Source organism: Immundisolibacter sp. (assembly GCF_028696615.1).
Lineage (GTDB): Bacteria > Pseudomonadota > Gammaproteobacteria > Immundisolibacterales > Immundisolibacteraceae > Immundisolibacter.
Genome location: NZ_JAQVGQ010000006.1, coordinates 7165 through 21790 on the forward strand (window position 1 = coordinate 7165; position 14626 = coordinate 21790).

Here is a 14626-nt window from a genome sequence, read left to right on the forward strand (position 1 = left end):
CGAGGCAAGGATGCCCCGGCCTGAATCAAGGGCCAAAGCCCGTCCTTCACGCGCGCTGGCATATCCGCTGCGCCCGCTTTCGCCAATGGTGAAGGCATGTCTTGCCATCGGCTGCGCCGTTGTCATGCTGTCGGCGGTCTGCGGCAAGCGCCCAGGTGCGTGCCTGGTTGCGGTAAAGGCAGGCCGTGTGCGCCGGGCAACGCCCGCAACGGGCAGCGCGCCCCGGCGTCAGCGGCCGAAGATAGCCTCGGCGCGCCAGATCGTCGAGCATCAGCTCGACCAATTCGGTGCTCACGCCGAGCGCGCGCGCCAGCTCGGCGCTGCACGTGGTTCCGGCCTGGGCAACCTGCTGCAGCAACCGTCTAAGCATGTCCGCCTCAGATACCTAACAGGCCGTTGAAAAAGGGCTTCTTGCCCTTTTTCAACTCGGCTCGTCGCGGCACATGTCCGCGACGAACCTCCGCCAATCAAGCGCCTGACGCGCTCGATTGGCGGGCAAGCCAGCCCTGGCTTGCCTTGACAGGTCGTTGAAAAAGATTTTCAACGGCCCGCTAACCAGCGGGCGCCGTGGTAGACGGCAATCCCGGCGGCGAGCGCGATCGCCAGCAGCAGCACCACGCTGAACAGCGTCCAGCGCCAGCTGCGCGTCTCCGCGCGCATGACCGCCACCGTCGCCACGCAGGGGATGAACAGCATCACGACGGCGAGGAAGGCGAGGCCCGTGGCCGGTGCCACCAGCGCCGCCAGGGTGGCGGCGAGTCCCTGCGCGGATGCCTGGCTGCCAAAGAGAATGCCGAGCGTGGCGATGGCATTCTCCTTGGCGACGAAGCTGGCGAGCAGCGCCACCAGCAGGCGCCAGTCCATGCCCATGAGCTGCCCGAGCGGCGCCAGCGCTTGTCCGAAGCGGGCGAGATAACTGGTTTCGATCGTCGGGCCGGGAAAGCTCGCGAGCCCCCACATCGCGACCGCCGCCACCAGGATGATGGACCCGGCGCGGCGCAGAAAAGCCGCGGTGTTGTGCCACACGAACAGACCGACGGCGCGCGCGTTCGGCGCATGGTAGAGCGGCAACTCCATGATGAAGGCCGCGCGCTGGCCGCGAAACACTGTGCGGCTGAGCACGATCCCCACCAGCGCCAGCACGACCAGATTGAGCGCCACCAGGCCGAGCGCGTAGGCCCATGCCCAGCGGCCGAAGAACACCGGCGTGAGGAACACGAGCACCGCGAGTCGGGCGCTGCACGGCACCAGCGGCGCGAGCAGGATGGTGAGCAGCCGTCCGCCGGGCGACTCGATCACGCGCGTGCCGAGCACTGCCGGCACGTTGCAGCCAAAGCCGAGGAACAGCGGCAGGAAGCTCTTGCCGTGCAGGCCGAGCGCGTGCATGAAGCGATCCATGACGTAGGCGGCGCGCGCGAGATAGCCGCTGTCCTCCAGCAGCGCCAGCACGGCGAAAAACACGGCAAGGATCGGCACGAAGGTGATGACCATGCCGGCGCCGCCGAGCACGCCGTCCGCCAGCAGACCGGCGAGCCGGGGCGACCCTGCCAGGGCAGCATGGGCCCAGCGCTGCAATGGCACCACCACGCCCGTCTCGAGCCAGCGCTGCGCCGGCGCCGCGAGGGTGAACGTCAGCCAGAAGGTCGAGCCGAACACGGCGAACAGCAGCGCAAGCCCCCACAGCGGATGCACCGCGATCCGGTCCAGGCGATCGGTAACGCTGGTCCGGCCCACGGCAGGTCGGGTGACCGCCGCGCGAACCATGCGCCCGATCCACTCGTAGCGGCCGCCGGCGATGTCGAGCACCGCGTCTTCGTGCTGGGCGAGCAGCGCCGCAATCGCCTGCCAATTGGATTCCGCCAGCCAGGAACGGGCCAGGGCCGTGATCTCGCCATCGCCTTCCAGCAGCTTGAGCGCCACCCAGTCGGCTTCGTAGGGAGGCGGCACGTGCGTGCCGAGCAGGGCGCGGACCTGCGCCAGCACTTCGCGGTGCGGTGAGGCGATCTGCGGGCGCGCGGGCCGAAACGTTTCGGGTGCGCGAGCGAGCGCCACGGCGGCCGCGATCAGTTCGGCCACCCCCTGGTTGCGGCTGGCCACCAATGGCACCACTGGCAGCCCCAGGGCCGCGGCCAGCACGTGCGGCTCGATCTCGACGCCCTCGCTTTGAGCCACATCCATCATGTTGAGCCCGAGCACCACCGGCACCGGCAGGATCAGCAGCTCGGCCAGCAGATAGAGGCTGCGCTCCAGGGCGGCGGCGTTGGCGATCATCACCACCACGTCCGGCTGCTCCCGGATGATGTAGTCGCGTGCGATCCGTTCCTCCTGCGAGCCGGCGCTCAGGCCGTAGGTGCCCGGCAGGTCGACGACGGTGACCGGCGTGCCGTCGCGAACCAGCGTGCCCTCCTTGCGCTCCACGGTCTTGCCCGGCCAGTTGCCGACGTGCTGGGACAGGCCGGTGAGCAGATTGAAGATCGTGGACTTGCCGACGTTCGGGGGGCCGGCGAGCGCCACCACGATCGTCTTTTTTTCTTGCACTTGCCGGGGCGCGCTCATGCAAAGGGCTCCACCAGAACCTTGGCCGCCTCGCCGCGTCCGAGGGCGATGCGGGTGTCGTGCACACTCACCAGCAGCGGGCCGCGCCCCGGGTTTTGCAGCATTTTGAGCGATGCGCCCGCGACCAGCCCCAGGGTGCACAGGCGGCCGGCCAGCTCGCGGCCGCCGGTGAGCCGCCGCACCACGGCCTGACCGCCTGGCGGGAGCTGATCGAGCGATATCGTGCGGGACGTGGTCATCGGGGGCGTTCCTGCATCGCCGGGTCGTGCGGAAGCGAGTAGCCGGCACCGTACAGCGACGGCGCCGGCCGGTAGCGCGGGCCCGAAAGGCGCGCCCGCTCGCGTCGATGGCGCAGCGCAGCGTAACCCATCACCCGCCCGCGTCCGGATTGTATGGTCGCGCTTCAGGAACCGATGATTTATTCAGCGGTTTCCTCCGGGGCAGGATGCCCCGGCATGAATCAAGGGCGTATGCCATTGATTCATGGAGCGTCGCGCGGGCGTGTACCGCGCGACGGCGAGCTGAAAAATTCCATGGACGGAATTTTTCAGCCCTTCCTTAAGGCGCCTTTGGAGGCCTGCGATGGCGGGTCGACGCAGCGCGTCGGCTGCGCGCCGCCGGCGTGCAGGAACTGGTCGATCAGCGACCGCAAGTGCCGCCCGGCGCCGTAGCCGTCGCCGGTGGCGAGCGCCCGCAGCGCCTCGGCATGGCCGGCGATGAACTGCGGCAGGCGGTTGCGCACGCGCTCGGCGGCGATGCGCGTGCGCACCGCCCAGTGCTGCGAGTCCCACACGCGCAGGAACTCGCGGTTGCCGGACATGAGGATCACGCGGCGGTGGAAGTCCTGGATGGCGCGGCTGTAGCCGGCCGGGTCGTGGTGCCGCGCGGCGCGTTCGAGGTCATCGAAGGCGCGCCCCAGCGCCAGCAGGTCCTCGGCGCTGCACGGCACGGCGAGCTGCGCGGCGCGCTCCTCCAGCGTGGCGCGCAGCTCGTAGGCGTCGGCCAGATCGGCCGCGTCGGCGCCGCGCACCCAGCTGCCGCGAAAGCGCTGCGAGCGCACCAGGCCGATCATCTCGAGCTCGCGCAGCGCCTCGCGCACCGGCGTCTGGCTGGAGCCGAACTCCTGCGCCAGCGCCAGTTCCTTGAGCTGCGTGCCGGGCGGGTAGCTGCCGTCGAGGATGCGTGTGAGCACGATCTCGCGGATGCGGTCGCTCAGGCACACCCGCTCGAGCGCCGGCGTTTCGCCGGGCGTGCTCACGGCGCGCTCCCGGCCGCCGGCACCACCTGCACGCGCACGCCGTCGACGATGTCGTCAGGCGGGTTCACGATCACCCGCTCGCCGGGCTCGATGCCGGCGACGATTTCGATTTCCTTGCCGAAGTCGCGCCCGGCGGTGACCGGCTTCAGCTGCACCGTATCGTCCTGGCCCAGACTCGCCACCTGTAGCCCCTCGGCGCGAAACAGCAGCGTGTTGATCGGCAGGCGCACGCTGCGGCGGGTGGCCGGCAGCGTGAAGTGCACCTCGGCGTAGCCGCCGGACAGCAGCGCGCCGTCGGCGTTGTCGAGCTCGAGCTCGACCAGCAGCGAGCGCGACAGCGGGTCGAGTGCGTCGGCGGTGCGCACCACCCGCGCCGGGAAATTTTGCTTGGGATGTTCGGCAAAGCGCAGCTGCGCTTGCTGACCGAGCTCGATGGCGCTGCTGTCGGTTTGCGGCACGCGTACCTTCACGCGCAGGCGATCGCTCTGCGCCAGATCGAACAAGGCGGTGCCGCCGCCGCCGGCCGAGATCAGTGCCCCGGTATCGACGTGGCGCGCCGTGACCACGGCATCGAACGGCGCCAGCACGCGCTTGAACGCCTGCATCTGGGTCAGGCGGTCGACGTTGGCGGCGGCCGCGGCGCGCCGCGCCGACTGCGCGTCCGCGGCGGCGGTTTTCTCGTCGGCGTCCTGGCGGGGTACCGCGCCACGTGCGACCAGCGCCTGCCAGCGCGCGGCGGTGGTGTGCGCCAGTTTTTCATCGGCCTCGGCGGTGGCCAGATCGGCGCGCGCCTGGCGCAGCTGGTCGTCGATTTCCGGGGTGTCGATTTCGGCCAGCAGCTGGCCGGTCTCGACGCGTGCGCCGATGTCGACCAGCCAGCGTCTGAGATAGCCGTCGACGCGGGCATGCAGCACGGTGCCGGTGTAGGGCTCGACCGAGCCCGGCAGCACCAGTTCCGAACTGTTGGGCCCGGCCGGGGCTTCGAGCACCACTACCTTGGGCACCGCCGCCGCGGCGGCCGATTGTTCGAGCGCGGCGTAGGCGGCGCGCCGGGCGAGGATGCCCTGCGCCGCCGCGGCGAGCGCCAGCAGCACCAGCGCCGGCACCAGGAGGCGCCGGCCGCGGCCGGGACGATGCGTAGGAACGGACGGCGCTTCGGACATGGCGGCTCTCAATGGGCTGGCTGCGCGGCGCGCCCACGCAGCAGGGAAAACACGGTCGGCACGAAAAACAGCGTGGCCGCGGTGGCGGCCAGCAGACCGCCGATCACCGCCCGGCCGAGCGGCGCGTTCTGCTCACCGCCCTCACCGAAGCCGAGCGCCATCGGCAGCATGCCGATCACCATCGCCAGCGCCGTGATCAGCACCGGGCGCAGGCGCGTGTGGCCGGCGGCGAGCGCGGCGGTGCGGGCGTCGTCGCCGTGCTGCATGCGCTCGCGGGCGAAGCTCACCACCAGGATGCTGTTGGCGGTGGCCACGCCCATGCACATGATGGCGCCGGTCAGGGCCGGCACGCTGAGCGTGGTGTGCGTCAAAAACAGCATCCACACGATGCCGGCCAGCGCCGCCGGCAGCGCCGTGATGATGATGAACGGGTCCAGCCAGGACTGGAAATTCACCACGATCAGCAGGTAGACGAGCAGGATCGCGAAGGCGAGGCCGAAGTACAGGCCGCCGAACGAGCTTTGCATGGTGCGGATCTGGCCGCCCACCAGTACCCGGCTGCCGCGCGGCAGCATGCCGGCCATCGCGTCGATGGTGTGCTGGATGTCGCGCCCGACCGCGCCGAGATCCCGCCCGTGGGCGGCGGCGTACAGGTCGATCACCGGCATCACGTTGTAGTGGCTGACCACCGCCGGGCCCACGCCGCGACCGAGCCGCGCCACCGCCGACAGCACCTGCGGCGCGCCGCCGGTGGTGCCAAGCGGCGTGCCGGCGAGGTCCTGCAGCGAGTCGATGCGGTACTGCGGCGCCTGCGTGACCAGCGGGTAGGACACGCCGTTGCGCGGGTCGACCCAGAACGTGGGCGCGGTCTGGAAGCTGCCGGACAGAGCTACCAGCAGGTCGCTGGCCACGTCGCGCTGGGTGAGGCCGATCTGCGCGGCGCGGCTGCGGTCCACCGCCACGCGCAGCTCCGGATAGTCCATCGCCTGCTGGATGCGCAGGTCGACGATGCCCGGAATGCGCCGCAGCCGGTGCAGCAGCTCGCGCGCGTAGGCGAGGTTCTCCTGCAGGCGCGGGCCGACCACCTGCACGTCGATCGGCGCCGGCAGGCCGAAATTGAGGATCTGGCTCACGATGTCGGCCGGCAGGAAGGCGAAGCCGACCGCCGGAAAGCGCTGCGGCAGGTCGGCGCGCAGCGCCTCGATGTACTCGCGGCTCGGCCGGTGGCCCTCGGCCAGCGAAATCAGAATGTCGGCGTCGGCAGGGCCGATGGTGCCCGAGTTGCTGTAACTGACGTTGATGCCGCTGACCGGCAGGCCGATGTTGTCGGTGAGGCTGAGCCGCTCCGCGGCCGGGATGACGGCGTTGATGCGTTCTTCCACCTGATCGACCAGGCGCGCGGTTTCCTCGATGCGCGTGCCGGTGGGCGCGCGCAGGTGCAGCTTGATCTGCCCGCCGTCGACCTCCGGGAAGAAGTTCTCGCCCAGATACGGCGCGAGCAGCAGCGAGGCCGCCACCGCCAGCAAGAACAGCGCCGCAAAGCGCTTGCCGTGATTCAGGCAGCCGGCGAGGGTTTGCCGATAGCCCTCGCGCAGCGCCTCGAAGCGCCGCTCGAAGCCGTGCTGCAGGCGCGCGAACGGGCCGCGGGTGAGCTCGTGCGGGCGGTGCGCGCGCAGCCAGTACTTGGCAAGCGTCGGCACCAGCGTGCGCGAGAGCACGTACGACGCGAGCATGGCGTACACCACCGCCTGCGCCAGCGGCACGAACAGGTACCGCGCCACGCCGGTCAGGAAGAACATCGGCACGAACACGATGCAGATGGCGAGCGTGGACACCAGCGCCGGCAGCGCGATCTGCTGCGCGCCGTCGAGGATGGCGGTCTCGACGTCCTTGCCCTGCTCGAGGTGCCAGTTGATGTTCTCGACCGCCACCGTGGCGTCGTCGACCAGGATGCCGACGGCGAGCGCGAGGCCGCCCAGCGTCATCACGTTGATGGTCTCGCCGAGCGCCCACAGCACGGCGATCGAGCTGAGCACCGACAGCGGGATCGAGATGGTGATGATCAGCGTGCTGCGCAGCGAGCCCAGGAACAGCAGGATCAGCAGCGCCGTCAGCGCGGCGGCGATGACGCCCTCGCGCACCACACCGTTCACGGCCGCGCGTACGAACACCGACTGATCGCCGATGGCGTGCAGTTTCAGGCTCGGCGGCAGGCTGGCCAGCACCTGCGGCAGGCGCGCCTTGATGCCCTCGATCACCGCCAGCGTGGAGGCGGTGCCCATGCGCTGCACCGACAGCAGCACCGCGCGGTGGCCGTCGGTGCGCACGATGTTGGTCTGCGGGCCGGCGCCGTCGCGCACGTGCGCCACGTCGCGCACGTACAGCGTGGCGCCGTTCACCGTGCGCAGCGGCAGATCGTTCAGCTCGTCGAGCACCAGCGGGCTCGCGTTGAGCTTCACGTTGTACTCGTAGGGGCCCATCTTCTGCGTGCCGGCCGGCACGATCAGGTTCTGCCGGCCGATGGCGTCGGTCACCTCCTGCGGGGAGATGCCATGCGCGCGCAGCGCCGCCGGGTCGAGGTCGACCTGCACCTGGCGCTGCCTGCCGCCGAACGGAAACGGCATGCCCGCTCCCGGCACCGTGAACAGCTGCGGGCGGATGAAGGTGAAGCCCAGATCGAACAGCTCCTGCTCGGACAGCGCGTCCGAGGTCAGCGCCAGCTGGATCACCGGCACCGTGGTGGCGTCGTAGCTCATGATCAGCGGCGGCGTGGTGCCAGGCGGCGAGTTGCGCAGCAGCGTCTGCGCGATGGCCGTCACCTGGCTCAGCGCCACGCTGACGTTGGCGTTCGGCTGGAAGAACAGCTTGGTCACGTTCACGCCGGCCAGCGATTGCGAGTCGATGTGCTCGACGTCGTTCACGGTGGTGGTCAGCGCCCGCTCGAAGCCGCCGGTGACGCGGTTGGCCATGTCCTCCGGCGAGAGACCCGTGTACGACCACACCACGCTGATCACCGGAATGTCGATGCGCGGCAGGATGTCCACCGCCATGCGCGTGATGGCCAGCGCCCCCGTCAGCAGGATCAGCAGCGCCAGCACGAAAAACGTATACGGGCGCTGTAGCGCAATGCGGACGATCCACATGGGGGCGGTCTTCGCGGGTGGGGGCGATCGATTATCGATAATCTAGCACCAACACCACCCAAAAACGCCAGGCGCGGATCGATTCGCCGCTTGCGCCAGGCGCAGGCCATGTAGGATGCGGTGAGGTACGAACCGCATCGTTCGGGCTGAATCATTCAGTGGTGCCCGTCCCGGGCATGTACCGCTGCGTCCTGCTTGACCGGATTCCAATGGAAATGCCGAAAAAATCCACGGACGGATGTTTTCGGCGTCTCTTGCCGATCCTGTTCGTGGCGTTGTGCGGCCTGATCGTCGGCCGCGGCGCGACGGCGTCGAGTGGTGCCGCCGAACGGCGGCCGGCGGTGCCGATCCTGGTCTATCACCGCTTCGGGCCCACCGTGGCCGATGCGATGACGGTGACCACGGCGGTGTTCGAGGAGCAGCTCGCCTGGCTGCGCGCGCACGACTAGCGGATCATCCCTTTGCGCGACCTGCTCGGCAGCCTGAGCGGCACGGCGGACCCGCTGCCGCCGCGGGCGGTGGTCATCACCGCCGATGACGGGCATGAGTCCGTCTATTCCGACATGTGGCCGCTGATCCGGCGCGAGCGGTTGCCGGTGACGCTGTTCGTCTATCCGTCGGCGATCTCGAACGCCCGCTACGCACTCACCTGGCCGCAGCTTTCGGAAATGAAGGACAGCGGCCTCGTCGACGTGCAGTCGCACAGTTACTGGCACCCCAATTTCCACTGCGAGCGGGCGCGCCTGTCGGCGGATGCCTACCGGGCGCTGGTCATGACGCAGCTGACGAAATCGCGGGACGTCATCGCCCGGCGGCTCGGCGGGCCGGTGGACCTGCTGGCCTGGCCGTTCGGCATCCACGACGCCCAGCTCGAACAATGGGCCCGCGAGGCCGGCTATGTGGCGGCGTTCACGCTGGAGCGGCGCGCCGCCCGGCGTGGTGACGATCCGCTTGCGCTGCCGCGCTACCTGATGACCGATCGCGACCGCGGCGCGCGTCTGGCGGCGATCGTCGCCGGTGACGGGCGGTGAGGGGCGGGCGGCTCGCCGCGCTGGCGCCGGCGTTGCTCGGTGCGGCGCTGGCGCGGGCCGAGGTAGCGGGCCGGGTGGTCGATGCGCGCACTGGCGCGCCGATCGGCGATGCCATCGTCACGGTCGATGCGCGCGCGATCCGCACCGACGCCGACGGCTGGTTCCTCGTCGATGGCTTTCCCGGGGTCGTGCGCGTGCGCGCCGTCGGCTATCGTCGAACCGAAATCGCCACCGGGCCGGCCGGCGCGGCGCCGCTGGAGGTGCGCCTCCTGCCGTTCGCACCGAAGGCGCTTTACCTGTCGTTTTACGGCATCGGCAACGCGCGGCTGCGTCATGCGGCGCTCGATCTCGTCCGGCGCACGCCGCTGAACGCGCTGGTCATCGACGTCAAGGGCGATCGCGGTCTGGTGGCCTACCCGAGCGCCGTGGCGCTGGCCGGCGAGATCGGCGCCCAGCGGTTCATTACCATCCCCGATCTGCCCGCGCTGCTGCGCACCTTGCATGAGGAAGGCATCTACACCATCGCCCGCATCGTGGTATTCAAGGACGACCCGCTGGCCGGCGCCCGGCCGGATCTGGCGGTACGGCGCCGCGACGGCAGCCTGTTTCGCGACCGCTAGGGCCTGCGCTGGATCGATCCGACCCGGCAGGAGGCCTGGGATTACGATCTTTCGATTGCCGCCGAGGCGGCCGCGGCCGGGTTCGATGAGATCCAGTTCGACTACCTGCGCTTTGCGGACAGCAGGGACGTGCGGTTTTCGCAGCCGAACACCGAGGCCAACCGCACCCGCGCGATCACCGGCTTTCTGGATGCCGCCCGCGAGCGCCTGACGCGGTACAACGTGTTTCTCGCCGTCGACGTGTTCGGCTATGTGTGCTGGAACCTCGACGACACGCACATCGGCCAGCCGCTCGAAGCCATCCTGCCGCGCGTCGATTACCTGTCGCCGATGCTGTACCCGTCGAGCTTTCAGTTCGGCATCCCGGGCTGCCCGAACCCGGTGGCGCACGTCGCCGAGATCGTCGGTCGCTCGCTCGAGCGGGTGCGCGAGCGCACCCACGCCTCGCCGCAGCGCATCCGGCCGTGGCTGCAGGCGTTTCGGGATTACGCCTTCGACCGGCGCGAGTTCGGCCCGGCGCTGATCGAGCAGCAGATCCGCGCCGCCGAGGCTTTCGGCAGCAACGGCTGGATGCTGTGGAACCCGCGCAATGTCTATCCTGCCGACCTGCTGCAGGCGCAGCCGCCGGACACCGCCGGCGCCGCGCTGCCGGCCCAGTGATCGTCGCATGCGCGCCTGGACCTTCATTTTTCTGCTGATGGGCGCCGTGCTGCCGGATGTCGCCGGCGCGGCCACGCCGGCCTTCGCCGCGATCGACCGCACGGTCGAGGAGGAAATCCGCGCCGGCCACGTGCCGGGTGCGGTGGTGCTGGTCGGTGACCGGGACGGCGTGCGGTACCGGCGCGCCTTCGGCGAACGCGCGGTGCGGCCGGCGCGGCGGCCCATGACGGCGGACACGATTTTCGATCTCGCCTCGCTGACCAAGGTGCTGGCGACCACCACGGCGATCATGCAGCTCATCGAGGCCGGCCGGATCACGCTCGACGATCCGCTGGCCCGCTACTGGCCGGCCTTCGGGCAAGGCGGCAAGGCCGGCATCACGGTGCGCCAGTTGCTGACGCACAGCTCGGGCCTGCGGCCGGATCTCGATCTTTCGCGTTCCTGGTCGGGCGCCGCGGCGGCGCTGGCGCTGGCGCTGGTGGAGCAGGAGCGCCCACGCGCCGCGCCCGGCACGCGCGTCGTCTACAGCGACATCAATTTCATTGCGCTCGGGGAACTGGTGCGGCGCGTCAGCGGCGAGCCGCTCGACGTGTACGCGGCGCGGCACATCTTCGGCCCACTCGGCATGCGCGACACGGGCTTTGCGCCGCCGCCCGCCGCGCGCTCGCGCATCGCGCCCACCGACGTGCAGCAGGGCATCCTGCGCTGGGGCGAGGTGCAGGACCCGACCGCCTATCGCATGCAGGGCGTGGCCGGTCACGCCGGGTTGTTTGGCAGCGCCGACGATCTGGCGCGGTTCGCGCAGATGCTGCTCGGCGGCGGCGCGCTGCACGGGCAGCGGATTCTGAGCGCGGCCAGCGTGCTGCGCATGACCCTGCCGCAGCGTCTGCCCGGCGGCGAGCGGCGCGGTCTCGGCTGGGACATCGCCTCGCCCTACGCCGGCGGTCAGGATCTGGCGTTCGGCCCCGAGTCGTTCGGCCACACCGGCTACAGCGGCACTTCGCTGTGGGTCGATCTCAAGCGCGGGCTTTATCTCATCATCCTGACCAGCCGCCTGCACCCCGACGACCGCGGCGATGCGCGGCCGCTGCGGCGGCGTCTTTCGGCACTGGTGGCGGACGCGACGCCAGCGCCGGTGCTGACCGGCATCGACGTGCTGCAGGCACAGGGCTTCGCGCCGCTCGCCGGCAAACGGGTGGGACTGCTGACCAACCGGGCCGGGCGCGATGCCGCCGGTCGGCGGACGATCGACGTGCTGGCGCAGGCGCCCGGCGTGCGGCTCGCGATGATCCTCACCCCCGAGCACGGCCTCGACGCGGATCAGGAAGGCCCGGTCGGCTCCGGTGCCGATGCCGCCACCGGCGTGCCGATCCTGAGCCTGTACGGCCGGCATCTGCATCCGTCGGCGGCGGACCTGGCTGGGCTGGGCGCGCTGGTGGTCGACCTGCAGGATGTGGGCGTGCGCTTTTACACCTACGCCGCGACCATGGCCTATGCCATGCAGGCGGCAGCCGCGGCCGGTGTGCCGGTCGTCGTGCTCGACCGGCCGAACCCCATCACCGCGGCGGTGGTCGAGGGCCCGCTGTCGCCGGCGCGGCAGCGTTCGCTCACCGATTACTTTCCGATGCCGCTGCGGCACGGCATGACGCTCGGCGAGCTCGCCCGCATGTTCAATGCCGAATACGGCCTTGGCGCGCGGCTGACGGTGGTGCCGATGCCGACCTACCGGCGCGACTGGTGGTACGACCAGACCGGTCTTGCCTGGACCGCGCCGTCGCCGAATCTGCCTACGCCGGACGCGGCCATCCTCTATCCCGGCGTGGCGCTGGTGGAGGCCGCCAACGTGAGCGTCGGGCGCGGCACGGCGCAGCCGTTTGCCCTGCTCGGCGCGCCGTGGATCGATGCCCAAGACCTCACGCGCTACCTCGAAGCGCGCGCGATCCCGGGCGTGCGCTTCGAGGCCGCCGATTTCAGTCCCGTCGCCGACCGCTACGCGCACCGCCCGTGCCACGGCGTGCGGATCCATCTCGCCGACCGCGCCCGGCTGGATGCGCCGCGTCTTGGCATGGAACTGGCCGCGGCGCTGCACCGGCTGTATCCGGCTGATTTCCGGCTCGATGAGACGGCCGGCCTGATCGGCTCGCGGACCACGCTGGCGGCGCTGGCAAGCGGCGCCGATCCGCGCACCCTGCCGGCCGGCTGGCACGCCGAGCTGGAAACATTCAAGACCCTGCGCGCCAAATACCTGCTCTATCCGTAACCCGCAGGAGCGGCGCTTGATACGCCCCGACCTGCCCCACAGGCGCGACGTCGAGGGCCTGTCGCCGGCCGAGGCGGCGGCGCGCCGCGCCGCACGACGCTCGCCATTGCACTAGCCGTTGCCGAGCAGCTTGCGCAGTTCAGGCAGCGGGCGGGTGTTGAGCACGTCCTCGGCGGTCAGCCAGCCGCGCCGGGCCTGGCCGATGCCGTAGTCGAGGTCATCGAGGTCGTGCACGGCGTGGGCGTCGGAATTGATCGCCACCAGCACGCCTTCCTCCTTGGCCATGCGGGCGTGCACGTCGGTGAGGTCCAGCCGCTTGGGCTGGGCGTTGAGCTCCAGAAAGCAGCCGCGCTGGCGGGCGTGGCGGACCAGGCGCAGCCAGTCGATGTCGAGCAGCGGGCGCTTGTTGATCTCGCGGCAGCCGGGGTGGGCGAGCAGCGTGAAGTGCGGGTGATCGATGGCGCGCAGCAGGCGCTTTAATTGCCGCGCCGGCGGCAGGTCGAAGTGGCTGTGCACGGCGCCGATCACCAGATCGAGCTGACTGAGCACGTCGTCCGGCAGATCGAGCCGGCCGTCCTCGAGGATGTCCACCTCGATGCCCTTGAGCAGCACGATGCCGTCCAGGCGCGCATTCAGCGCATCGATCTCCTCGCACTGCTTGAGCAGGCGCTCGGTGCCGAGGCCCCGCGCCACGGTGAGGCGCTGCGAGTGCTCGGTGATGGCCAGGTACTCGAGGCCGGCTGCGCGCGCCGCGGCGGCCAGCTCCTGCAGCGTGGCGTGGCCGTCGCTGGCGCGGCTGTGGCAGTGCAGGTCGCCCCTGAGGTCGGCACGTTCGATCAGGCGCGGCAGCGGCGCGCGGGCGGCCCATTCGATCTCGCCGCGGTCCTCGCGCAGCTCGGGGGGGATCCACGGCAGATCGACGGCGGCGAATACGGACTGCTCGGTTTCGCCGGCGATGCGGTCCTTGCCGCGGAACACGCCGTACTCGTTGATCTTGAGCCCGCGCGCCTGACCGCGTTTGCGGATGGCGATGTTGTGCGCCTTGCTGCCGGTGAAGTAATGCAGCGCGGCGCCGAACGAGGCCGGTTCCACCACCCGCAGGTCCACCTGCAGTCCGGACGCGAGCACCACCGAGGCGCGCGTCGGCCCCTGGCTCAACACCTCGCGCACCTCGTCGTAGGCGGTAAAGCGCCCCATCACCGGCGCGGCATCGGCGGCGGTCACCAGGATGTCGAGATCACCGACCGTCTCCTTGCGGCGGCGGTAGGAGCCGGCGACTTCCACCTGCTGCACGCCCGGTGTCGCCCGCAGGTGAGCGGCGAGCGCCTCGGCGTACTGGCGCGCGACGGCCAGCAGCAGACGGCGTTCGGGCTCGCCGGGGCCGCGCAGGTGCTCGAGGATGCGCTGCTCGGTCTTGGGCCCGAAGCCGGGCACCTCGCGGATGCGCCCGGCCTCGGCGGCGGCGCGCAGCTGCTCGACCGTGTCGACGCCGAGCGCCTCGTGCAGGGCCTTGACGCGCTTGGGGCCGAGCCCCGGCACTTCGAGCAGCTCGGTCAGCGCCGGCGGCAGCTCGCCGCGCAGGCGCTCCAGGAGCGTCAAGCGCCCGGTGGTGGCAATTTCCCTGATCTTGCCGGCCAGATCGTCGCCGATGCCCGGCAGGTGAGGCAGCTCTTGCCCGGCCGCGACCAGCGCCGCCAGCTCCTGGCCGAATTCGCCCACCGTGCGCGCGGCGTTGCGGTAGGCGCGCACCCGAAACGGGTTGGCGCCCTCGATCTCCAGCAGGTCGGCAACCTGCTCGAAGATCGCCGCGATGTCGGCGTTGTGGATGGGCATAGGGCTGGCACCCGCAAAGCGGTGAAACCGAGTTTAACAGGCTGCTGAAAATAGGGCGCCTCCAGCCATTTCTTAGGCGCGTAGCCGCTGTATATGCCCGCA

Annotated in this window: 10 protein-coding genes and 1 pseudogene; 4 read left to right on the forward strand and 7 right to left on the reverse strand. The window is 70.5% G+C overall.

All coding sequences use genetic code 11. The features are described 5' to 3' along the window. Positions 1–46: 46 nt before the first annotated feature. The 6 genes from PHC73_RS00980 to PHC73_RS01005 form a co-directional block, all read right to left on the reverse strand. On the reverse strand, positions 47–370 hold the full coding sequence (locus PHC73_RS00980; RefSeq protein ID WP_300123695.1) for a FeoC-like transcriptional regulator: 324 nt from the start codon (positions 368–370) through the stop codon (positions 47–49). Positions 371–540: 170 nt separating this feature from the next. Next, a complete protein-coding gene (feoB, locus tag PHC73_RS00985; protein WP_300123696.1) occupies positions 541–2556 on the reverse strand; it encodes a ferrous iron transport protein B in 2016 nt (671 codons plus the stop codon). Further along, positions 2553–2795 (reverse strand): FeoA family protein, encoded by a 243-nt coding sequence (locus PHC73_RS00990; RefSeq protein ID WP_300123697.1) that lies wholly within the window; start codon positions 2793–2795, stop codon positions 2553–2555. Before PHC73_RS00990 ends, feoB begins: the two co-directional genes overlap by 4 nt. A 308-nt stretch (positions 2796–3103) precedes the next feature. Continuing rightward, complete coding sequence (locus PHC73_RS00995; protein ID WP_300123698.1) at positions 3104–3814, reverse strand: GntR family transcriptional regulator; 711 nt, start codon at positions 3812–3814, stop codon at positions 3104–3106. Next, positions 3811–4977 (reverse strand): efflux RND transporter periplasmic adaptor subunit, encoded by a 1167-nt coding sequence (locus PHC73_RS01000; RefSeq protein ID WP_300123699.1) that lies wholly within the window; start codon positions 4975–4977, stop codon positions 3811–3813. Before PHC73_RS01000 ends, PHC73_RS00995 begins: the two co-directional genes overlap by 4 nt. Positions 4978–4985: 8 nt before the next feature. After that, complete coding sequence (locus PHC73_RS01005; RefSeq protein WP_300123700.1) at positions 4986–8120, reverse strand: efflux RND transporter permease subunit; 3135 nt, start codon at positions 8118–8120, stop codon at positions 4986–4988. 254 nt (positions 8121–8374) lie between these two features. Here PHC73_RS01005 and PHC73_RS01010 point away from each other — a divergent pair, with 254 nt between their 5' ends. The 4 genes and pseudogenes from PHC73_RS01010 to PHC73_RS01025 all read left to right on the forward strand — a co-directional run bounded on the left by PHC73_RS01010 (position 8375) and on the right by PHC73_RS01025 (position 12691). Then, positions 8375–8569, forward strand: coding sequence for a hypothetical protein (locus PHC73_RS01010; protein WP_300123701.1), 195 nt, complete (start codon positions 8375–8377; stop codon positions 8567–8569). Positions 8570–8581: 12 nt separating this feature from the next. Then, complete coding sequence (locus PHC73_RS01015; protein WP_300123702.1) at positions 8582–9151, forward strand: polysaccharide deacetylase family protein; 570 nt, start codon at positions 8582–8584, stop codon at positions 9149–9151. Positions 9152–9225: 74 nt separating this feature from the next. After that, a pseudogene (locus PHC73_RS01020) lies at positions 9226–10431 on the forward strand (putative glycoside hydrolase). A 7-nt stretch (positions 10432–10438) separates the two neighbouring features. Then, positions 10439–12691, forward strand: a complete 2253-nt coding sequence (locus PHC73_RS01025; protein ID WP_300123703.1) for a serine hydrolase — start codon at positions 10439–10441, stop codon at positions 12689–12691. 111 nt (positions 12692–12802) lie between these two features. On the opposite strand, the gene polX is transcribed toward PHC73_RS01025, so the two are convergent. Next, complete coding sequence (polX, locus tag PHC73_RS01030) at positions 12803–14524, reverse strand: DNA polymerase/3'-5' exonuclease PolX (protein WP_300123704.1); 1722 nt, start codon at positions 14522–14524, stop codon at positions 12803–12805. Between the last annotated feature and the right edge of the window lie 102 nt (positions 14525–14626).

Excerpts from the sequence above, each read along its gene's own strand:
- PHC73_RS00980 (WP_300123695.1), bottom strand. The coding sequence starts at position 370 with ATGCTTAGACGGTTGCTGCAGCAGGTTGCCCAGGCCGGAACCACGTGC.
- feoB (WP_300123696.1), bottom strand. The coding sequence starts at position 2,556 with ATGAGCGCGCCCCGGCAAGTGCAAGAAAAAAAGACGATCGTGGTGGCG.
- PHC73_RS00990 (WP_300123697.1), bottom strand. The coding sequence starts at position 2,795 with ATGACCACGTCCCGCACGATATCGCTCGATCAGCTCCCGCCAGGCGGT.
- PHC73_RS01000 (WP_300123699.1), bottom strand. The coding sequence starts at position 4,977 with ATGTCCGAAGCGCCGTCCGTTCCTACGCATCGTCCCGGCCGCGGCCGG.
- PHC73_RS01005 (WP_300123700.1), bottom strand. The coding sequence starts at position 8,120 with ATGTGGATCGTCCGCATTGCGCTACAGCGCCCGTATACGTTTTTCGTG.
- PHC73_RS01025 (WP_300123703.1), top strand. The coding sequence starts at position 10,439 with ATGCGCGCCTGGACCTTCATTTTTCTGCTGATGGGCGCCGTGCTGCCG.
- polX (WP_300123704.1), bottom strand. The coding sequence starts at position 14,524 with ATGCCCATCCACAACGCCGACATCGCGGCGATCTTCGAGCAGGTTGCC.